The organism is Sporichthya polymorpha DSM 43042, from assembly GCF_000384115.1.
Classification (GTDB): domain Bacteria; phylum Actinomycetota; class Actinomycetes; order Sporichthyales; family Sporichthyaceae; genus Sporichthya; species Sporichthya polymorpha.
This window is the reverse complement of record NZ_KB913029.1, coordinates 2,712,990-2,733,214: the sequence shown is the minus strand read 5'-3', so window position 1 is coordinate 2,733,214 and position 20,225 is coordinate 2,712,990. Positions and strand designations below refer to the sequence as shown.

Sequence of the window (20,225 nt, the reverse complement as noted above, 5' to 3'; positions counted from 1 at the left end):
CTGGCCCTTCGAACGAACGGACAAACCCGTGCGTAGGCCTCGCCAGCCCGCCCGAGCGATGTTTGAATCCGAAGTCCGCGCCCGTTTCGCCTGTTTCGCCCCCGGACGGCGGTGACCGATACCGATGCCCGACCTCGAGCGCCGCCTCCTCGGCCGGCGGCAGTTCCTGGTGCAGTTCGGCGTCCTCGGCGCGAGTCTGCTGGTCGCCCCGACGGCAGCCCGGGCCGACTCCCTGACCGAGGCCCTGACCGCGCCCCGCGCCGCGGCTCCCGCGCCGGCGGCCGACCCCGGGGCCGCGCTGCACGTGCTCTCCCAGGACACCTACCGGGGCCTCGCGGCCTGGGTGGTCCCGGGGAAGGACCCGTACTCGGTCGCCCAGGGCGAGACCAGCCCGACGCCGGGCGGTGTCGAGGCGGGCGCCGGCGAGTTCCTGCTGTACGGCCTCGACCGCTACGTCCCGGCCTCCGACGAGATGCTGCGCCCGGTCGCCCAGGCCCTGGCGACGGGCGTCAGCAGCACCGCGCCCGCTCCCCTGCCGGCCGTCCCACTCGAGGCGTTCACCGCCGTCGACGACGAGCTGCAGGCGCTGTTCGCCGGCGATCGGACGGTCCCGATCACGCTGGTCGTCGCGATGCTGCTCAACGGCCTGGCCGTCCAGGTCGACCCGGCGTCGGTCGCCGGGCCGTTCCCGGCGTCGCCGTACGCGAACCTCTCCCACGCGGGCAAGACCGAGGCGTTCCGGCGCCTCGAGGAGGACAGCCCCGCGATCGCCGAGCGCATCGACGGCGACCTCGCCGAGCCGATGCGCAGCGCGTTCTCCGGCGTCCTCGGTCTGCTCGGGGCGTCGCTGCCGAACTTCGCCGCCTTCGCGGTCTACAGCGAGTTCGCCGTCTTCGACCGCGCCACCCGCACCGCCCGCGAGCGGCCGCTCGGCTGGACGCTGTCGAACTTCGCGCCGGGGCGGAAGACCCCGCCGAACGGGCACGCCGAGTTCCGGGGCTACCACCGGGGGCTGCGGTGATGTCGGAATGAGGGACGTGATCGTCGTCGGCGCCGGAGCCGGCGGGCCGGTGGTGGCGAAGGAGCTCGCGGCACAGGGGCTCGACGTGCTCCTCCTCGAAGGCGGCCCGCGGCACGCGAAGCCGGAGTCGGAGTGGACCGACTACGAGAACGACGCGAACAACCTGATCGACGGCTACTTCCGCGTCGGGCCGAGCGACCGCTTCGGCGCCCCGCCGTGGTTCCGGGAGCTGCCGCAGCCGTCGTTCCTCTGGCAGGTCGCGGGCGTCGGCGGGACCACGCTGCACTACTACGCGAACTCGCTGCGCGCGATGCCCGGGGTGTTCGCCGGGTACACCGGGGCCGACCGCGCGGCCTACGACACCGCGCACCCGTTCCCGTTCTCCTACCGGCACTTCCTGCCGTACTACGAGTGGGTCGAGGAGACGCTGCCGGTCGCGCCGGCGGCGATGGGCACCAAGGAGGAGGTCATCTTCCGCGGCGCGCAGAAGCTGGGACTTCCGCTGAACCGGGGCCGGAACGTCGCGCGGAACTCCTACCGTCCGCAGCCCAACGCGATCCTGCAGCCGGAGGGCACCGCGGGCCGCACCAACGACGACCGGAAGCTGCTCTACCCCCAGGCGAAGGGCTGCACGATGTGCGGCTACTGCTTCCAGGGGTGCATCCAGCCGCGACGGGCGCCGCGCAACCTCAAGGCCAAGCGCTCGACGGACAACTCCTACATCCCGATGGCGATCACGGCTGACGCCTGGTCACCCGGCGGCCGGGCCGTCGAGCTGCGCGCGGACTCCTACGTCACGCAGGTGCACTCCGAGCAGCGCGGGTCCGAGACCGTGGCCACCGGCGTGACGTGGCGCGACGGCCGGACCGGCGAGCACCACCGCGAGGACGCGAAGGTCGTCGTCCTCGCCGGCGGGTGCGTGGAGACGCCGCGGCTGTGGTTGAACTCCGGCCTGCCGAACCCCAACGACTGGGTGGGGCGCGGCTTCACCGACCACGCCTTCGACTGGCTCGTCGGCGTCTGCGACTTCTACACCGGCTCGTCGAAGGGCACCGGCTCCTCGGCGCGCGTCGACTTCCCCGGCCACGGCTGCCTCGAGCACGTCGGGCTCCCGCCGGCGTTGCAGGCGTTCGCGACGACGTTCAGCGACTCGGGCGTGCGCGGTGCCTACACGAACGGACGCGGCATCACGGGCCCGTGGGACGGCCCGTCCGGCCGCCCGATCGGCAACGAGCTCAAGGAGATCCTCTCCGACGTCGACCGGCTGCTGAACTTCGTCACGCTCGTCGACGACGACGTCGAGCCCGGCAACCGGACCTCGCTGTCGGCGATGGTCGCCGACGAGCACGGCGCCGCCCCGAAGGTCAGCTTCGCCAAGCGCGCACGGAGCCGGCGGACGCTGGCCAACCGCGAGTTTCTGGCCCACCGCGCGGCCGAGGTCCTGCGCGCGGCCGGGGCGAAGAAGGTGATCCGGCTCGACTGGCCACCGCTGATCCTGCACGTGCAGTCGTCGATGCGGATGGGCCACGACCCTGCCGACTCGGTCCTCGACCCGACCGGCGAGGCGCGGTTCGTACAGCGGCTCTTCGTCGCCGACAACTCGGCGCTGCCGAACGCGATCGGCGGCCCGAACCCGACGCTGACCACGCAGGCGCTCGCCACGCGCACGGCCGAGCAGATCTTCGTCAAGTACTTCGGCGGCGATCCCTACGTGCGGACCGGGAGCCCGACGGTCTCGACCGACCGGCGCATCACGCGGCGACTCGTCGAGCTCGGCCTCGACTGACCGCGACCAGGCCGCCGGCCCCGAGCACCACCGCTCCCCCGACCAGCACCGGGAGCCACGGGAAGCTGCTGCCGGCGTCCCCGCCCAGGGCGCTCGGCGCCGTGTTCGCGGGGATCCACGTGAGTGTGCCGGTCAACGGAGCGGCCGTGCCGTCCACGGTCAGCGGGACCTCCCACCGCCCGAGCTCGGCCGGGCGCGCGGCGCGTTCGACGACCTCAGGCGGGCGGTCCGCGGAGTACTGCAGGCGCGGCTCCAGCCAGCGCACGCGGCCCGGTTCGCCGACCCGGACCCAGCCGGTCCGCCTGCCCACGGCGTCGAGCAGGTCGGGGTTGTCGCGGAAACTCACGCTGTCGGTGTTCACGAACGCGCCGTTGGGCCGCAGCCGCAGGAACGGCTTGCCGTCCCGGCCGGCGATCTCGACCCGTCGCTCCGACGGTGCGACGAGCAGGATCGCCGGGACCGACCCCGGCGCGACGGTCGCGGTGAGGCCGTCGGAGCGCGGGTCGGGCTGCGCGAGGAACGAGCCCGTGACGGTCCGTCGTTCCAGCGCTCCCTCGACGCGGACGTGCCGCTCGCCGTACCGCAGCCCGACCTGCCAGGTCGTCAGTTCCGGGTCCGCGCCGGTCGCCGGCTCGCGGCCCGGCTCGAACGGGTGCATGCGGGGCTCGAACCAGCCCCAGCTGCCCTCGCGGCTCAGGCGCACCCACTTCGCCTGCGCGCCCGGCTTCGCCGACTCCGGCAGGCGGGGAGTCACGCCCGGCGGGTTCAGCGTGCGGTGGAACCAGGGGCTGTTCACGTTGCCGTGCGTCCCCGTCCCGGCGATGCGCAGGAACGGGAGCCCCGCGGGGTCGAGGACGAGCAGCGGAGTGGCCGTCGGGTTGGCGACGATCAGCTGCTCGCTGACCGTCGTCCGGGCCTGGACGACGATCTCCGCCGGCAGCGCCGGGGCGATCTCGCGGACGATCGGGACCAGCGTCGGGTCCCCGCCGTGGGCGTGCGCGGGTGCCGCACCGAGGGCGGGGGCGACCGCGAGCAGCACCGCGGCCGCCGCCGCACCGGCGCGGGATCGGACCGACGTCACCGGGCCCGTCGGGTCAGGGTCACCGAACGCCGGCGACCGGGCCGCCGCCCGGACACCGTGCGGGACGCCGTGCCCGGGAGCACGGCGAGGTCGGCCACGTCCCGAAGCGGACCCTGGCTCGGGCCGGGGCTGCCGAGGTCACCGGCGGCCGGCACCTCGGGCACGCCGGCGAGCAGTTCACCGCGGACCAGACCCGACGCGCGCATCTGCAGGTCCTTGACCTGAGCCTTCGTCAGCTTGGCGTCGACGAAGACCTGCCGGGACACCGAGGGGATCTCGCCCTTGGCCGACTTCGTGTGGACGTACAGCATGTACGGGCCGGCCGGCAGGTAGTTGCTGTTCGGCACCTCGACGGTGACCGAGTTCTTCGACCGGCTGACGATCTTCAGCTCGACGTTGCGCTGGTCGCCGTCCATCAGGTGGGTGACCGTGGGGTTGCGCGTCAGGCGGACGCTGGAGATCTCGCTCGGCCGGTCGACGTTCACCGTCATCGTCCGGTTCGTCGACCAGTTCGGGTTCACCTTCGTGATCACCGGCCGCTTGCCCCAGTACAGGTACGGCGGGTTGAAGATCTGGAAGGTCGGGTCGGCGTAGTTGCGGGACATGCCGAGGTTCTGCTCGGCGGCGTCGGTCGGACGGCCGTAGAGGAAACCGGCCGGGGCGTGGCCGCCGACGAGGACGCGGCCGTCGGGCAGCAGCATCGCGGTCGGGTGGTACGTGCGGCCGTGCGACTGCGCGGCGGTGACCGTCCACTGGCCGGTCGCCGGGTCCCACAGCTCGGTCGTCCGGTTCGCGATGTCGATGCCGGGCGCCGCGAGGTGGTCGCGGTCGGCGCCGTTGACGACCCACACGTGCCCGGTCGGGAGCAGGACGCCGTCGTTGTACCAGCGCGGGCTGTGCAGGTTGCCGCTCGCGTAGGACTTGAAGCTGTTGCCCGGCCCGACCTCGGTCATCGTCGTGTACGGGACACCGAAGTAGCCGCCCGGCCACGCGAACGGCACGCCGCCGACCGAGAGGAACTTCGCGGTGGTGTCGCCCGGCTTGAGCGTCAGCATCATCGAGAAGCCGGAGCCGCGGAAGCCGAGCGGCAGGCCGCCGAAATCGTTGATGCCGAGGTCGGTCCAGGAGTTGGTCTTCGGGTCGAAGACCGACGTGAGGCTCCACGTCGCCTCGTCCCAGGCGTAGCCCATCGGATTGACGACCTGGCCCTGCGAGTTGAAGAACGTCCGGCCGTCGGGCAGCAGGTGCATGCGCGGGTACAGCGGGAGCGACTTGTTCGCCGAGTCCGGCAGCACCGTCCACGTGCCGGTCTTCGGGTCGAAGCGCTCGACGTGCCGCTCGTTCGCCGCCGAGTCCGCGGGGCGGTCGGGGTAGTACGGCTTCATCATCTTGGCGACGCCGCTGAACGTCAGGATCGAGCCGTCGGGCTGGGTCACCATCGTCGGGTACCAGCGCGCGTACTTCATCTTCCCGACCTCGCTCCACCGGTCGGTGCGCGGATCGAAGATGCGGGTGTTCTTCAGGCCATTGAGCTCGACGACGCCGTACTTGGTCCCGGGGATGCCCGGCTCCTCGTAGTACGCCGTCCCGCCGTTGGTGAGCAGGCGACCGTCGGCGAGGAAGTTGAGGTCGGCGCAGAACAGGTCGCCGTCGTTGTCGGTCTTGTCGTTGTTGTGCGGGACGAGCGGCAGGTACTCGTTGTCGGGGTTGCCGTTCGCGTTGATCAGCGCGTCGTAGGGCGCGGTGGGCTTCCACTTCGGGGAGCCGCTGCGCAGGTCGAGCAGGCGGGCGCCGCTGTTGAGCGCGGTGTGGCCGAACTCGGCGACGACGGAGAGCTCGGGCTCGTCCATGCCCTCCAGGCCGCTCCAGTAGATCTGGCGCCCGTCGGCGAGCTGGGAGACGGCGTTGGCGGTGGGTTTGCAGCGCGGGCGCGGGTCGTTCGCCGAGATGCAGTCGGTGCCGTACTTGCCCGCCGGCTCCTCGAACAGGGCGGAGAACAGGCCGGTGTCGGCCGCGGTCAGGGCCGGAGCCGCCGTGCCGAGGCTCGGCGTCAGGGGGACGACGAGCGCCGCGGCTCCCGCCGCCAGGATCGGCTTGCGCATGGAAACCACCTCACGCGGGCGTCCGCGGTCGCGGGGGCTGACCTCTGGCCGGACGCCGTGGCCTCATGGTGCACCGTGCAAAGCCCGCTTACCAGGGCAAACCCGGCCCAACCCCTCCATTTGTCGGGTTCCCTCGGGCAGAATGCGCGGGATGTACACGCGGATGCCTTCCGACGTCCCCGGTCCGGCCGCACCGCTCGACCTCGCGCCCTACGTCACCGCGCTGCGCGCGGCGGCGGGCACCGACATCGCCGCCGGCGGGATCTGCGACGGCGGTCCGCAGATGACGCTCACGACGCTGGTGGGCGTCCGCTCCGACGGGCTGAAGTTCCTCGACGTCCGCAAGGGCCAGGGCCTCGGCGGCAAGGCGCTCGCGCTCTCCCGGCCGGTGTGGGTCGCGGACTACTGGACCGCGAAGGGCATCACCCACCACTACGACGAGCCCGTGCGCGCCGAGGGGTTGCGCGCGATGGTCGCAGTGCCGTTCTCGCTGCCGGGCGGCCTCGAGGGCGTGCTGTACGCGAGCATGCGCAAGGCGATGGCGGTGGGCGACCGCGTCCTCGACCGCGTCGTCGACGTGACCCGGCGTCTGGAGACCGACGCCCGCGTCTCCGCGGAGGTCGACCGGCGCCTGGCCGAGCTCGTCCCCGGCGCGAGTGCCGACCCCGGCCGTCGCGACCAGTGCCTGCGCGACGCCCACGCCGAGCTGATGCTGCTCCGCGACGACGTCCCCGCCGCCCAGCGGGACCGCGTTGACGCCCTGCTGACCCGCATCGCCCACGCGATGTCGCCCGACCCGGCCGCTCCCCCGCCGGTCCGCCTGACGCGCCGTGAGCGCGACGTCCTGATCCAGGTCGCCACCGGGGCCAGCAACGCCGTGGTCGCCGACCGCCTCGGCCTCACCGAGGCGACCACGAAGTCCTATCTCCAGACCGCCTCCCGCAAGCTCGACGCCGGCAACCGCGTCGAAGCCGTCGCCAACGCCCGGCGGCTGGGCCTGCTGCCCTAGATCCCGCCGGGGCCTCTGCGTTTCACTCGCCGGGGCCTCTGCGCTTCACTCGCCGGGGCCTCTGCGCTTCACTCGCCGGGGCCGGCCCTCACTCGCCAGGTCGGGCGAGTAAAGCCTGTTCCCAGCGAGTGAAGCCGTCCCCGCCCGGCCACTTCCCTCGGCGGAACCCCCTTCCCTCGCGCGATCCGGCGAGGGAGGCCGCGTTGCGGCGAGGGAAGTGCGCGACGGAGCGAGGGAAGCGGTGCGACGCGCGAGCAGGCGGTGCGACGCGCGAGCAGGCGGTGCGACGCGCGAGCGGGCGGCGCGCCGGTGCGGCTTCACCAGCTGAGCCCTGCTTCACCGGCCCTGCGTGGCTGGTGAAGCAGGGGTTCAGCCGGTGAAGCTGACGCCCGGGCACCACTTCCCTCGGCAGAACCCCGCTTCCCTCCCGGGACCGGGCGAGGGAGGCTGCCTTGTGGCGGGGGAAGCGGCGAGGCGGGGCGGGACGGAGGGCGTCAGCGCTTGCGAGGCTTGGACGGGGTGGAGCCGGCGGCGGTGGCGACGCCGCTGAGGTAGAGGCGGAGGGCGCGGACCATCAGCTCCTCGCCGGTGGGGCTCGCGTCGACGGCGGCGCTGAACGAGGGGAACTGCTCGCGCTGGCCGCCGTTGGGGGCGCTCGGGCGGCCGCTGACCTCGGCCTGGGCGTCGCCGAACGCGAGACCGAAGATCAGCTTCTCCATGCCGCGCATGACCGGCCACTGGTCCTCGACCGGGACGCCGGCCTCGGTCAGCAGCTGCGCGCCGCGTTCGTGCGACGGGACGATGACGGTGTTCGGGAAGTACGCGAAGACCAGCCCGGCGGCGCGGGGGTGGCGCAGGATCAGCCGGTACGTCTCGACGCAGAGGTCGACGAACCACTGCTGCCAGTCCCCGTCCGCGGGGTACGGCGGGACCGGCGCCTCCTTGAGCAGCTCGCGGGCCGCTTCCTGCAGGACGTCGTCGCGGTTCTCGAAGTAGTAGTAGAGCGAGGGCGTGCGTACACCCATCCGGCGCGCGAGCTTCGACAGCGAGAAGCCGTCGTAGCCCTCCTCGTCGATCAGCTCCAGCGTCGTCTTGATCGCGAGCTCACGCGAGATCATCGGCGACGAAGGCCGTGCCACTCGTCCTCCCGATGCCGCCGCCGACAGTCCTTCCTTGCCGGGGATGTTAGCCCGGAGGCGGCCGGCCGCCCGATCCCGGCGACCGGCCGCGCGCGTCGTCAGGCCGGGGGCGTCCGCGGCACGCCGCGGTTGATGTAGCCGGCGTCGACCACCATCGTGTGGCCGGTGACGTAGCGACCGTCGTCGGACGCGAGGTAGACGATCGCGTTGCTGATGTCGACGGGCTCGATCAGGTCGACCGGCATCGGGTTCTGATACAGCGGGCTGGCGGCCACCTCGAGGTTGGCCATGACGAACGCGCCGTACTGCTCGTTCGCCACCATCGGCGTGTTCACCCCGGTGGGGTGGATCGTGTTGACGCGGATGTTGTACTTCGCGAGCTGCGAGGCGTAGAGGCGCATCAGGCCGACGACGCCGTGCTTCGCGGCGACGTACGCCGCCTGCCCCGGCGAGGTGTTGAGGCCGATGCCGGTCAGGCCCGCGCTGGAGCTCGTGATGATGATCGAGCCGCTCTGACGGGCAATCATGTCCGGCACGGCCGCGTCCATGGTGTTCCAGACGCCGGTCAGCAGGGTCTCGATGCCGTCGGTCCAGGCCTACAGCTGCTCGCCCTCGTTGATCACCGGCATGATCCCGGCGTTGGCGACGACGATGTCGATCTGCCCGAACTCGGCGACACCCGCGTCGTAGGCGGCCTTGACCGCGGCGCGATCGCGCACGTCGGCGACGACGGGGAGGATGCGGCCGTCGACGTCCTCGACCATCGAGACCGTCTCGTCGAGGTCCTGCTTCGTGGCCATCGGGTAGAAGACCGTCGGGATCTGCTCGCAGATGTCGAGGGCGACGATCGACGCACCCTCCTCCGCAAGGCGGATCGCGTGCGACCGGCCCTGGCCGCGGGCGGCGCCGGTGATGAAGGCGACCTTGCCGTCGAGCTTGCCCATTGCTGTTTCTCCTTCGTTGGCGGGGTTGGTGGCGGGGTGCGGTGTGGTGCGTCAGAGCAGGTTCAGGACCGGCTCGAGGCGGCGGGCGACGTCCTCGAAGGCGGAGAGGTAGGAGATTCCGCTCCGCTCCCGGAGGGCCAGGAGCTGGTCCGCCATGTCGGCGGGGTCGCCGACGAGGACGGTCGGGACGTCCCGGAGACCGTCGACGGTGGTGCCGAACGCGTCGGCGGTCCGCTCCAGGCGCGCGGTGTCGGCGGCGTCGATCGCGGCGGTCAGCGTCAGATGGAGTTCGAGTTCGGCGAAGCGGGACCCGGCGGCCTCGCGCAGGACCTCGATGCGGTCGAGCACCGCGTCGAGGGTCATCGACCGCGCGGCGGCCCGGTCGACGCGGCCGGAGCGGATGCGCGGGGTGATCCCGACGATGTCGGCGTGCTCCGCGGCGAGGCGGAGCATGCGCGGGCCGCCGGCGCCGAGCAGCAACGGGATCCGATGGGCATGCGGGACGGGGACGTTCGCGAGGCTGCGGACCGTGTAGTGCTTCCCGGCGAAGTCGAGCGGACCGTCGCCGTACGCGCGCAGGATCGCGAGCGACTCCTCGAGCCGGTCGACCCGCTCGGCGCCCGTGCGCCAGGGCGCGTCGATCACCTCGTGGTCCGCGGGCAGCCAGCCGGCACCGAGGCCGAGCTCGAACCGGCCGTCCGACATCGTGGCCAGCCAGGACGCGTCCCGCGCGACGACCGTGGGGTGCGTCACCTCGTTGTCGAGCACGAGGGTGCTCAGCGTCAGGGTCGAGGTCACCCCGGCCGCGAGCGCCAGCGCCGGGATCGCCGGCGCGATCGGCAGCGAGAAGTGCTGCGGGACGTGCAGAACGTCGAAACCGGTCGCCTCCAGACGGCGCGCGAGGTCCTCCCAGGCGGGCCGGGCGTAGTTACCCAGGCTGATCACGCCGAAGCGGAAGGGGCGAGGAGAGACGCTCACACGACTCAACCTATTGGGTTAAGGTAAATCGTGGTCGAGATTGCGCAGACTCGTCGCCTGCACCCGCGGCACGGGGTGCACGACCAGCGTGCGCGGACGCCGGACCGGGCGCCGGACTCCGTGCGCCGAACGATCTGGATCGACTCCTTCCGCTTCGACGGCCCGGCCGGTCCGACCACCGTGCTCGGCTCGGGCCGCGACCTGTTCACCCCGGCCGCGGGCGAGCCGCGCGTGCTCGCGACCGCGGAGGTCGAGGTCGTCCTCGCCCCGCTCCACGGCGTGGTCGCCGAGGTGCGCAAGCCCGCCGGTTACGACGCCCTCGTCGGGGCGGCGGTGCCCGCGGGCTGGCGGCGGGCGCTTCACCCGCTGATCCCGGCCGACGGGCGGAACGGCCTGACCCACCGGATCCTCGACGACTTCCCCGGTGCGTTCCTCGGCGCCGGCATCCCGGTCGTCGAGGCCGGCGTGTATCCGTACCAGCCGAAGGAACTGCTTTTCCTGCTCAATGTCTGTCGCGGGTGGTCCGCCGGCGGGACGCAGGAGGTCGACATCAACGCCGGCCGCTTCCCCAAGCCCACGGGCCCCTCGCCCACCGACATCTCCCGCCCGGACGACCCCTGGGCCTGGCACGTCACCGACACTCCGCGCGCGGATTTCACCCGCCGCAGCCGGCGCTTCGACGTCCGGCGCGAGGGCGACGACCTCGTGATCGACGCGCACTTCCGCGACGTGTGGCTGCCCGTGGAGGGCGAGCCCGAGGTCGTGCACGAGTACTCGCTGGCGGCCCGCGCCGACGGCGCCAGTTTCGAGATCAGGGCCGTGCAGGTCGACGCCCACACGCTGCCGTGGGACGACTGCAATTCCGTCACCGATTCCGGGGAACACCTGCTCGGCGCGACGCTGGGCAACCTGGAGACCCCCGTCCGGACGCGCCTGAGCGGCGTCGCCGGCTGCACCCATCTCAACGACACGTTCCGCGGGCTCGACGCGGTTCCGCTCCTCGCCGCGGCTCTCGACCAGGAGGTTCGATGACCACCACCGCTCCCGCCTTGATCGAGGTGCGCTGCCCGGCCGACGGCCGGATCGTCGGCACCGTCGCGAACCAGACGCGCGACGAGGTCGCCGCCGTCGCCGCGAGGCTGCGCGAGGCCCAGCCCGCGTGGGAGGCGCTCGGGCCGGAGGCGCGCGGCAAACACCTGCGCGACTGGCGCGACTGGCTGCTCGACAACGAGCGGCGCCTCGGCGAGCTCGTGCAGTCCGAGACCGGCAAGAGCTGGGCGGACGCGTCGATGGAGACGGCCCTCGGCGTCGACATCATCACCTACCTGACGAAGAACGGCCCCGAGTTCCTCGCCCCGCGCAAGGTCTCGCCGCACAGCCCCGCCGGCGCGACGAAGAAGATGCGCGTCGTCTACCGGCCGTACCCGGTCGTCGGCCTGATCACCCCGTGGAACGGCCCGATCGGCAACCCGCTGCTCGACGTGGTCGGCGCCCTGCTCGCCGGCACGACCGTGCTCACCAAGCCGTCGGAGTTCACGCCGCTGTCGTGGATCGAGGTCGTGCGCGGCTGGCGCGAGGATCTCGGCGCCCCGCAGGTGCTCGAGGTCGTCACCGGCGCGGGTGAGACCGGCGCCGCGGTCGTCGACGCCGTCGACATGGTCATGTTCACCGGCTCCGCGCGCACCGGGAAGCGCATCGCGGCCCGCTGCGGCGAGCGTCTGATCCCGTGCAGCCTCGAGCTCGGCGGCAAGGACGCGATGATCGTCCTCGCGGATGCCGACCTCGACCGCGCGACCTCCGCCGCCGCGTGGGGCGGTTTCCTGAATGCGGGTCAGGCCTGCATCTCCGTCGAGCGCGTGTACGTCGAGGCACCCATCTACGACGAGTTCGTCCGCAGGGTGACCGAGAAGGTCGCCGGCATCCGCGTCGGCATGGACTCCCCCGGCGAGTTCGCCACCGAGATCGGCGCGATCGCGACCGAGGACCAGCTTCAGATCATCGAGACCCACGTCGAGGACGCGAAGGCCAAGGGCGCCCGCATCACCACCGGCGGCCAGCGCCGGTCGTCGGGCCAGTTCTTCGAGCCCACCGTCCTCGCCGACGTCAACCACTCGATGGACTGCATGCGCCACGAGACCTTCGGCCCGACGCTGCCGATCATGAAGGTCGCGAACGAGGACGAGGCCGTCCGCCTCGCGAACGACTCGCCCTACGGCCTCTCGGCCAGCGTGTTCAGCTCGAACCCCGACCGCGCCCAGCGCGTGGCCGACCAGCTCCAGGCCGGCGCGGTCAACATGAACAACGTGCTGAGCAACCTGTTCCAGCTGACCCTCCCCATGGGCGGTTGGAAGGAATCGGGCATCGGCACCCGCCTCGGCGGCTCCAACGCGGTCCTGAAGTTCTGCCGCCCCCAGGCCCAGATCTCAGAGCGCGTTGCGATGAAGTCCGAGGTCTACTGGTTCCCGATCTCCAAGCGCAAGGCCGTGATGCAGGCCCGCGCCATGCGCATGATGGCCGCGGGTGACTGGCGCCGCCGCCTCGGACTGCGTGGCCGGTAGTAGCTTCACCGCCCTCCCCTGCGGGGAAGATGGGTCTCATGCGGGTCGTGTCCGAGCAGCAGTTGACGTCCATCCTCGGCGGACTGCCGGTCGAGTGTCCGCGTGTGGTCGCCAGCGGGAACTTCGCGACGCCGCGGACGCTGCTGGGCTTGGTGGACAAGGCGTTGGCCCGCTACCGGTTGTTCGTGCTGAACGCGCAGCCCGGCCTGCCCGACCGGAACGGCGTCGACCTCGAGACGCCGTTCGTCGGCGCCGGGATGCGGCGGAGCCCGCGGCTGCGGTACTTCCCGTCGCGACTCTCCCTCGTCCCGCTCCTGCTCAAGCAGAACCTGGCCCCCGACCTCGTCGTGCTGCACTGCTCGACGCCGCGAGACGGGACGGTCTCGATGGGCACGGAGGTGAACATTCTTCCCGCCGCCGTCGAGGCGGCCCGGGCGCGCGGCGCACTCGTCGTCGCCCAGGTGAACCCTCACATGCCGTACGTGTTCGGCGACGGCGTCCTCGCCTGCGACGAGATCGATTACGTCCTGGAGGCCGAGGAACCGCTCGGCTCGCCCGTCCCGCGTCCGGTCGCGGACACCTCGCGGACGATCGGTGGACGGGTCGCCCGCCTGATTCCCGACGGTGCCACGCTGCAGCTGGGGATCGGCGCGATTCCGGATGCCGTGCTCGGCGCGCTCCTCACGCGGCGCGGGCTCGCGGTGTGGTCGGAGATGTTCAGCGACGGCGTGCTGCGCCTGCACGAAGCCGGTGCCCTCGACGACACCCGAACCGTGACCGCGTCCTTCGTGTTCGGCAGCCCGGAGCTCTACGCGTGGGTGGACCGCAACCCCCGCGTCGTGCTGCTGCGGACGGAGAAGACCAACGACCCCGGAGTGATCGCTTCCCATCCCGCGCTGGTCTCCGTCAACGGCGCCCTCGAGGTCGACCTCTACGGACAGGCCAACGCCAGTCGAGTGCGCGGAGAGATCTACTCCGGCTTCGGCGGTCAGACCGACTTCGTCGTCGGCGCCCTGCACTCACCGGGCGGACGTGCCGTGATCGCGCTGCCGTCCTGGCACCCCAAAGCCGACCGGTCCACGATCGTGCCGCGGCTGGAGGGTTCGGTCACGTCGTTCCAGCACAGCTTCATCGTCACCGAGCAGGGTTCCGCCGCGATCTGGGGCCACGACGCGAACGACCAGGCCCGGCACATCATCGAGCACGCGGCGCACCCCGACGCCCGTGAGTGGTTGCGCGAGTCCGGCCGCACCCTGGGTCTACGCGTGCCCTGAATCGGTCAGGCGAGCCCGAGCGCCGCGCGGACGCCGTCGGCGATCACGAGATCCTCGCGGGCCCGGACGACGACGGTCCGCACCGCCGCGTCCCCGGCCGAGATGTCGACGTCCCCACGGACATCGGCGTTGCGATCGGCGTCGAGGGCGACGCCGAGGAACGCGAGACGCTCCGCGACGCGGGCACGCAGGTCGGCGCTGTTCTCCCCCACCCCGGCGGTGAACGCGAGGACGTCCAGCCCGCCGAGGGCGGCGGCCATCGCCGCGATCCCGCCGACGAGACGGTGGACGTAGATCTCGACGGCGACGCGGCAACGCTCGTCGCCCGCAGCCTCGCCGGCGAAGATCTCGCGCAGGTCCGCGGTGCCGGCGAGGGCGAGAAGTCCCGAACGGTGCTCCAGGGCTCCGGCGATCTCACGCTCCGTCAGGTGTCCGTTCTCCTGGAGCCAGAGCAACAGTCCCGGGTCCAGCGCACCGCACCGGGTCGCCATCACCAAACCGTCGAGCGGGGTGAAGCCCATCGTGGTGTCGACGGACCGGCCGTCCCGCACGGCGCACAGCGAGGCGCCCGCCCCGAGGTGACAGATCACGCTGCGGCACTCCGCCGGCGACCGGCCGGCCACCCGCGGCGCCTGTTCCGCGGCGTAGGTGAACGACAGGCCATGGAAGCCGTAGCGGCGCAGTCCCCACTTCTCCCGCCACTCGAGCGGGATCGGGTACACCGACGCCGCGGCCGGCATCGTCGCGTGGAACGCGGTGTCGAAGCAGGCGACCATCGGGGTGGCAGGCAGCAACTGCCGGACGATCGCGATCGCCGCCAGCGACTGCGGCTGGTGCAGCGGCGCCAGGCTGGTCAGCTCGGCGAGGCCCGCTTCGACCTGTGCGTCCACCACCGTCGGCTGGACGTACCGCTCGCCGCCATGGACGACCCGGACCCCGACGGCGTCGATCTCCCCCGTCGCCACCAGGCCGCGCAGGACGTCGATGTCGAGGTCGCCGATCGCATTGAGGTCGGCCGTGGCCACCACCTCGGCCCCGGCGAGCACCCGCAACTTCAGGCTGGAGGAGCCGGGGTTGACGACGAGAACGCGCGCGGTCACGAGGTGGCGTCGTCGTCCGGGACCTGCCAGCTGCGCACGGCCGGGAGGTCCTCCCCGTGGTCCCGCGTCCAGGCCCGGGCGCGGATGCGCTGGTCGAGCATGTGCTGCCGCAGCACTCCGGAGCTCTCCGCCAGGCGCGGCACGCGGTCGATCACGTCGACGACGAGCTGGAACCGGTCGAGATCGTTCAGCATGACCATGTCGAACGGCGTCGTGGTGGTGCCCTCCTCGACGTAGCCGCGGACGTGGAAGTTGTCGTGGTTCGTCTGACGGTACGTCAGCCGGTGAATCAGCCACGGGTAGCCGTGGTAGGCGAAGATGACGGGCTTGTCGGTGGTGAACAGGGCGTCGAAGTCCCGGGACGACAGTCCGTGCGGGTGCGAGTGCTCGTCCTGCAACCGCATCAGGTCGACGACGTTGACGACCCGCACCCGCAGGTCCGGCACGTGCTTGCGCAGCAGCGTGGCGGCCGCCACCACCTCGAGCGTCGGCACGTCACCGGCGCAGCCGAGGACGACCTCGGGGTCGTCGGCGCCCACGCTCGCCCACTCCCACACGCCGATGCCGCGGGTGCAGTGTTCGATCGCCGACTCCAGGTCGAGCCAGTCGGGCGTCGGCTGCTTGCCGGACACCACGACGTTCACGTAGTTGCGGCTGCGCAGGCAGTGATCCATCACCGAGAGCAGGCAGTTCGCGTCCGGCGGCAGGTACACGCGGATGACGTCGGCCTTCTTGTTCACCACGTGGTCGATGAAGCCCGGGTCCTGGTGGGAGAAGCCGTTGTGGTCCTGTCGCCAGACGTGGCTGGAGAGCAGATAGTTCAGCGACGCGATCGGCTGCCGCCACGGGATGTCCCGGGTCACCTTCAGCCACTTCGCGTGCTGGTTGAACATCGAGTCGACGATGTGAATGAACGCCTCGTAGCAGTTGAACAGCCCGTGCCGGCCGGTCAGCAGGTAACCCTCGAGCCAGCCCTGGCACAGGTGCTCCGAGAGCACCTCCATCACCCGGCCGTCGGGTGAGAGGTGGTCGTCACCGTCGATGGTCTCGGCGAGCCAGGTGCGGTCGGTGACCTCGAACGCCGCCGCCAGGCGGTTGGACGCGGTCTCGTCGGGGCTGGTCATCCGGAAGTTCGTCGGGTTCGCGGCCATCACGTCGCGGATCAGGCCACCGAGGACGCGCGTCGGCTCGCTGAACGACTCCCCCGGCGCGGAGACCTTCACCGCGTAGGAGCGGAAGTCGGGGATCGCCAGATCCTTCAGGAGCAGACCGCCGTTGGCGACGGGGTTCGCGCTCATCCGCCGCGTTCCCGTCGGGGCGACCGCGCGGAGCTCCGGGCGCAGGGCGCCGGTCTCGTCGAACAGTTCCTCCGGCCGGTAGGACCGCAGCCACTGCTCCAGCAGCGCGCGGTGACCCTCGTCGGACCGAGTCTCGGCCAGCGGAACCTGGTGCGAGCGCCAGGTCCCCTCGACCCGGCGGCCGTCGACCTCGCCCGGGCCGGTCCAGCCCTTCGGCGTCCGGAGGATAATCATCGGCCATTTCGGCCGGGTGCGGTCGCCGCCGGTCCGCGCGCGGCGCTGGATCTCGGCGATCTCGTCACAGACCGTCTCCAGCGTCAGCGCGAGCTCGCGGTGGACCGTCGCGGGGTCGTCGCCGGCGACGACGTACGGCCGGTACCCGTGGCCGACGAACAGCGCCTCGAGCTCGGACTCGGGCAGCCGGGCCAGCACGGTCGGGGCGGCGATCTTGTACCCGTTCAGGTGCAGGATCGGCAGCACGGCACCGTCGCGCGCGGGGTTGAGGAACTTGTTCGAGTGCCAGCTCGCCGCGAGCGGGCCGGTCTCGGCCTCGCCGTCGCCGACGACGCAGGCGACCAGCAGGTCCGGGTTGTCGAACGCGGCCCCGAAGGCGTGCACGAGCGCGTAGCCGAGCTCGCCACCCTCGTGGATCGAGCCCGGCACCTCCGGCGCGACGTGGCTCGGGATGCCACCGGGGAACGAGAACTGCCGGAACAGCCGGCGCAGGCCGTCGACGTCCTGGCTGACCGCGGGATGCACCTCGGAGTACGTGCCCTCGAGGTAGGCGTTGGCCACCAGCGCCGGACCGCCGTGCCCGGGGCCCGTCACGAAGATCGCGTCGAGGTCCCGCTCGCGAATCACCCGGTTGAGGTGCGCGTAGAGCAGGTTCAGCCCGGGTGTCGTCCCCCAGTGCCCGAGCAGGCGCGGCTTGATGTGTTCGGGCGCCAGCGGTTCTCGCAGCAATGGGTTGTCGAGCAGATAGATCTGCCCCACCGACAGGTAGTTCGCCGCCCGCCAGTAGGCGTCGATCCGGTCCAGGTCCTCGTCGCTCACCGTCGTTGTCGCCACGGGGCTCATCCTGCCCGGAGAACGATCACTTTCAACCCGGTCCCGACGCGACACCGACGGTCGGCCCGGGTCTTTCGAGTCGTTCGTCCCTGGGTCCGCGGTTCACGGAGCAACAGGATCGAGTCACGACATCAGAGAACGACATCAGCGAAAGGGATTCGCCATGTTGAAGCCACACGACCCGACGGACCTGCTGCTCTCCCCGGTCGCCCTCGAGATCGACGAACGCCTGGAGCAGATGGCGAAGCTGGACGCCGCGGCACTCACCCGCCAGATCGCCTGGGAGACCAACATGGAGCCGCGCAACGCCGACGAAGCCGCGCGGGCCGTGATCGCCTCGGTCACCTACCTCGTCGACACCCACGGCTGGGAGGTCTCCTGGGACCCCCGCGGTGTCCGCCTCCACCACGAGAACCACGACATGGTCCTCGGCGTGCCCCGCAACCTCGTGGAGTTCGTCTCCGCGGCCGCCGGCTGAGCGACCTGGCCCGGGTTCCCCCCGCCCGGGCCAGGTCCCCGGTCCTCAGGCGAGTTGAGCGAGGAACCGGTCGATCTCCGCGCGCAGCGTCGACGAGAGCTTCGAGAGCTCCAGCGCCGCGGTGGTGAGGTCGGTGCAGGCGACGCTGGTCTCGCGCGTGCTGGTCGTGATCTCGGTCACGTCGACCGACAGGGTCTCCGTCACCGCGGCCGCGGCCTGGGTGTTGCGGCTGATCTCCGCCGTGGCCTGCTCCTGCTCACCGACGGCGCCGGCGATCGCGGCGACGCTGGAGCCCATGTCGCGCATCGCGTTGGTGATGCCGTCGATCGCGGTGACGGTGCGCTCGGTCGTCGCCTGGATCTGCTCGACCTGCGCGGCGATCTGGCTCGTCGCCTCGCCGGTGCGGGCCGCGAGTTCCTTGACCTCGTTCGCGACGACCGCGAAGCCCTTGCCCGCCTCGCCGGCGCGCGCCGCCTCGATGGTGGCGTTCAGGGCCAGCAGCCGCGTCTGGCTGGCGACGTGGTTGATGACGGACACGACGGTCTCGATCTCGCGCGACGCGAGGGCGAGGCTGCGCACGGTCTCGTCCGCCCGCTCGGCGTCGGCGACGGCGACGTCGCTGGCGGCCTTGGAGCGGTTGGCCTGCTTCTCGATCTCGCCGACGGTCGCGACCATCTCCTCGACACCCGCGGCGACCGACGTGACGGCCTGCGAGGCCTCGACGGAGCCGGCGGCGACGCGGTCGGCGCGGGTCGCGGTGGACTCCGCCGCCCCGGCCAGGCCGCGGGCGGTGGACTCGAGCTCCGCGGAGGCCGCCGCGACGGACTCGGCCACGCCGAGGATCGCGGTCTCGAAGTCGGTGGCGATCTGCCGGCGCTGGGCCTCGGCGGCGGCGATGCGCTCCTCGGCGCCTGCCATCTCGGACGTGGCCCGGTTGATCGTCTCGGCGCCGGCCCGGAACGAGCCCTGCATGCCGCGGACGAGGAAGCGCCGGAAGAAGCGCTTGTCCGAGGCGTACTCCAGCGAGGCACCCGCCTCACGGACGAAGGCGTCGGTCAGGTCGAGCATGTGGTTCAGGGCCTGACGAACCGTCACCAGGTCGTCCTGCTCGCCGAGGTTCCCGACGCGCGGCTCCAGGTCACCGGTCGCGGCCGCGCGGCAGACGTCGGCGACGGCGCGCACCGCATTGCGGTACTGCGCGAGCTCGGCCTCCAGCTCCGCGAGACGGTCGGGCGCTTCGGCGGGCCCGGACTGCGTCGGCAGCGCAGCGCTCGTGATCGTGTCCGTGGTGGTGCTCATCGGGCGGCTCCCGTCAGGCGCTCGGTGTCGAGGGACCAGACCCATTCGTCGTAGCTCAGGCCCTGCTCGGCCAGCTTGTCGGCGAACAGGCGCGCGCCCGCCGCGGCGGCCTCGGACGCGTTCGTGTGCCGGCGCTCCTCGCGCAGCAGCTCGGCGTACACGGGCTCGACCTGTGCCAGCGCGCTCCGCGCGGCGGTGCGCCGGTTCGAGTGGAACCCGACGATCTGTCCGCGGCTGTCGAAGGTCGGCGTGACGTGCGCGAGCACCCAGTAGTGCGCGCCGTCGCCCGCCAGGTTGACGATGTAGGCGAAGAGCTCGTGACCGGACCCGAGGGTCTCCCACAGGAGCCGGAACACCGACCGCGGCATGTCCGGGTGCCGAATGATGTTGTGCGGCTGCCCGATCAACTCGTCCTCCGCGAAGGCCGAGACCCGCAGGAAGACGTCATTGACGTACAGAATCCGACCCTTGGGGTCAGTCTTGCTGACGATGATCTCGTCCTCGTCGAACGTGCGTTCCTGACCGGTCGGCCGGATGGTGGTGGCGCGCATCGAGTCCCCTCGTTCCGGTGGGTTTCCACCGTCCTGATCGGCCGTCCGGCGCCGGACGTGAGCCCGCCCGGCGATCTTCGCGGGGCCGGTGACGAAGGTCCCGAACGATCCCCGACGATCGGCCCCCGGCGGAGTGGGACCGCCTCGACGAGGTCCGCCGCGCGGTCGAGTCCGTCGCCGGGGCGGCCTGACCTCAGGCGCGGGTCGCGACCGTCAACAGGACGACGGCGTCGGTCTCGGCCACGAGGTCGTGACGGACCGGCGGGATCGGCAGGTGGTCGCCGGCGTGACCGGTCCACGTCTCGTCCCCGGCGTGCATCTGCACCGTTCCCTGCAGGACCTGCAGGGTTGCCTCCCCGGGTGCCTCGTGCTCGCCGAGCGCCTTGCCCGCCGCGATGGCGATCAGCGTCTGGCGGAGGTCGTGGGCGCGGCCGCCGTAGACGGTGTGGGCCGCGCGCCCACTCGCGGCGGTGCGGGCGGCCGCGAGCTGCTGCGCAGCGATCTCGGTCAGCGACTGGCTCTGCATGAACGTCCTCCGG

16 protein-coding genes and 1 pseudogene are annotated in these 20,225 nt (G+C 71.9%); 7 read left to right on the top strand and 10 right to left on the bottom strand.

From position 1 onward, the window contains the following. Window positions 1-124: 124 nt before the first annotated feature. The gene (locus tag SPOPO_RS0113390) at window positions 125-1,021 is read left to right on the top strand and encodes a hypothetical protein (protein WP_019875327.1); all 897 of its coding nucleotides are present in this window, start codon (window positions 125-127) and stop codon (window positions 1,019-1,021) included. Between the two features lie 7 nt (window positions 1,022-1,028). Next, window positions 1,029-2,807, top strand: a complete 1,779-nt coding sequence (locus SPOPO_RS0113385) for a GMC family oxidoreductase N-terminal domain-containing protein (protein WP_028984754.1) — start codon at window positions 1,029-1,031, stop codon at window positions 2,805-2,807. On the opposite strand, the gene SPOPO_RS0113380 is transcribed toward SPOPO_RS0113385, so the two are convergent. Then, window positions 2,773-3,888 carry a hypothetical protein gene (locus tag SPOPO_RS0113380; RefSeq protein WP_019875325.1) on the bottom strand — a complete coding sequence of 372 codons (1,116 nt, stop codon included), beginning with the start codon at window positions 3,886-3,888 and terminating at the stop codon, window positions 2,773-2,775. The genes SPOPO_RS0113385 and SPOPO_RS0113380 overlap by 35 nt on opposite strands. Further along, window positions 3,885-5,990, bottom strand: coding sequence for a galactose oxidase-like domain-containing protein (locus SPOPO_RS29485; RefSeq protein WP_019875324.1), 2,106 nt, complete (start codon window positions 5,988-5,990; stop codon window positions 3,885-3,887). Before SPOPO_RS29485 ends, SPOPO_RS0113380 begins: the two co-directional genes overlap by 4 nt. Window positions 5,991-6,141: 151 nt before the next feature. On the opposite strand from SPOPO_RS29485, the gene SPOPO_RS0113370 reads away from it, so the two are divergent. Further along, complete coding sequence (locus SPOPO_RS0113370; RefSeq protein ID WP_033385031.1) at window positions 6,142-6,999, top strand: LuxR C-terminal-related transcriptional regulator; 858 nt, start codon at window positions 6,142-6,144, stop codon at window positions 6,997-6,999. 494 nt (window positions 7,000-7,493) lie between these two features. Here the strand turns inward: SPOPO_RS0113370 and SPOPO_RS0113365 are convergent, their stop codons facing one another. The 3 genes and pseudogenes from SPOPO_RS0113365 to SPOPO_RS29475 form a co-directional block, all read right to left on the bottom strand. Then, window positions 7,494-8,138: a TetR/AcrR family transcriptional regulator gene (locus SPOPO_RS0113365; protein ID WP_156869869.1), complete on the bottom strand. Its 645-nt coding sequence runs from the start codon at window positions 8,136-8,138 to the stop codon at window positions 7,494-7,496. A 98-nt stretch (window positions 8,139-8,236) separates the two neighbouring features. Further along, window positions 8,237-9,082: pseudogene (locus tag SPOPO_RS32010) on the bottom strand (mycofactocin-coupled SDR family oxidoreductase). Window positions 9,083-9,133: 51 nt separating this feature from the next. Beyond that, complete coding sequence (locus tag SPOPO_RS29475; protein ID WP_019875319.1) at window positions 9,134-10,060, bottom strand: TIGR03621 family F420-dependent LLM class oxidoreductase; 927 nt, start codon at window positions 10,058-10,060, stop codon at window positions 9,134-9,136. Window positions 10,061-10,090: 30 nt separating this feature from the next. Between SPOPO_RS29475 and SPOPO_RS0113350 the strand changes: the two genes are divergently transcribed. Genes SPOPO_RS0113350 through SPOPO_RS0113340 form a run of 3 tightly spaced genes read left to right on the top strand, consistent with a single transcriptional unit; the run spans window position 10,091 to window position 13,892 of the window. Continuing rightward, complete coding sequence (locus SPOPO_RS0113350; RefSeq protein WP_019875318.1) at window positions 10,091-11,092, top strand: DUF2889 domain-containing protein; 1,002 nt, start codon at window positions 10,091-10,093, stop codon at window positions 11,090-11,092. Next, a complete protein-coding gene (locus tag SPOPO_RS0113345) occupies window positions 11,089-12,618 on the top strand; it encodes an aldehyde dehydrogenase family protein (protein ID WP_019875317.1) in 1,530 nt (509 codons plus the stop codon). The genes SPOPO_RS0113350 and SPOPO_RS0113345 overlap by 4 nt, the downstream gene beginning before the upstream one ends. Window positions 12,619-12,656: 38 nt before the next feature. Next, complete coding sequence (locus SPOPO_RS0113340; RefSeq protein WP_028984753.1) at window positions 12,657-13,892, top strand: acetyl-CoA hydrolase/transferase family protein; 1,236 nt, start codon at window positions 12,657-12,659, stop codon at window positions 13,890-13,892. Window positions 13,893-13,897: 5 nt separating this feature from the next. Here the strand turns inward: SPOPO_RS0113340 and SPOPO_RS0113335 are convergent, their stop codons facing one another. Further along, window positions 13,898-14,992: an acetate/propionate family kinase gene (locus tag SPOPO_RS0113335; RefSeq protein WP_019875314.1), complete on the bottom strand. Its 1,095-nt coding sequence runs from the start codon at window positions 14,990-14,992 to the stop codon at window positions 13,898-13,900. Then, complete coding sequence (locus SPOPO_RS29470) at window positions 14,989-17,367, bottom strand: phosphoketolase (protein WP_033385029.1); 2,379 nt, start codon at window positions 17,365-17,367, stop codon at window positions 14,989-14,991. The genes SPOPO_RS0113335 and SPOPO_RS29470 overlap by 4 nt, the downstream gene beginning before the upstream one ends. A gap of 154 nt (window positions 17,368-17,521) precedes the next feature. On the opposite strand from SPOPO_RS29470, the gene SPOPO_RS0113325 reads away from it, so the two are divergent. After that, the gene (locus SPOPO_RS0113325) at window positions 17,522-17,836 is read left to right on the top strand and encodes a hypothetical protein (protein WP_019875312.1); all 315 of its coding nucleotides are present in this window, start codon (window positions 17,522-17,524) and stop codon (window positions 17,834-17,836) included. A 45-nt stretch (window positions 17,837-17,881) separates the two neighbouring features. On the opposite strand, the gene SPOPO_RS0113320 is transcribed toward SPOPO_RS0113325, so the two are convergent. From SPOPO_RS0113320 to SPOPO_RS0113310, 3 genes are all read right to left on the bottom strand, one after another. Further along, entirely contained in the window at window positions 17,882-19,135 is a 1,254-nt protein-coding gene (locus tag SPOPO_RS0113320; RefSeq protein ID WP_019875311.1) for a methyl-accepting chemotaxis protein, read from the bottom strand. Beyond that, the gene (locus SPOPO_RS0113315) at window positions 19,132-19,686 is read right to left on the bottom strand and encodes a PAS domain-containing protein (RefSeq protein ID WP_019875310.1); all 555 of its coding nucleotides are present in this window, start codon (window positions 19,684-19,686) and stop codon (window positions 19,132-19,134) included. The genes SPOPO_RS0113320 and SPOPO_RS0113315 overlap by 4 nt, the downstream gene beginning before the upstream one ends. Window positions 19,687-19,879: 193 nt before the next feature. Continuing rightward, window positions 19,880-20,212 (bottom strand): cupin domain-containing protein, encoded by a 333-nt coding sequence (locus SPOPO_RS0113310; protein WP_019875309.1) that lies wholly within the window; start codon window positions 20,210-20,212, stop codon window positions 19,880-19,882. Window positions 20,213-20,225 lie beyond the last annotated feature (13 nt).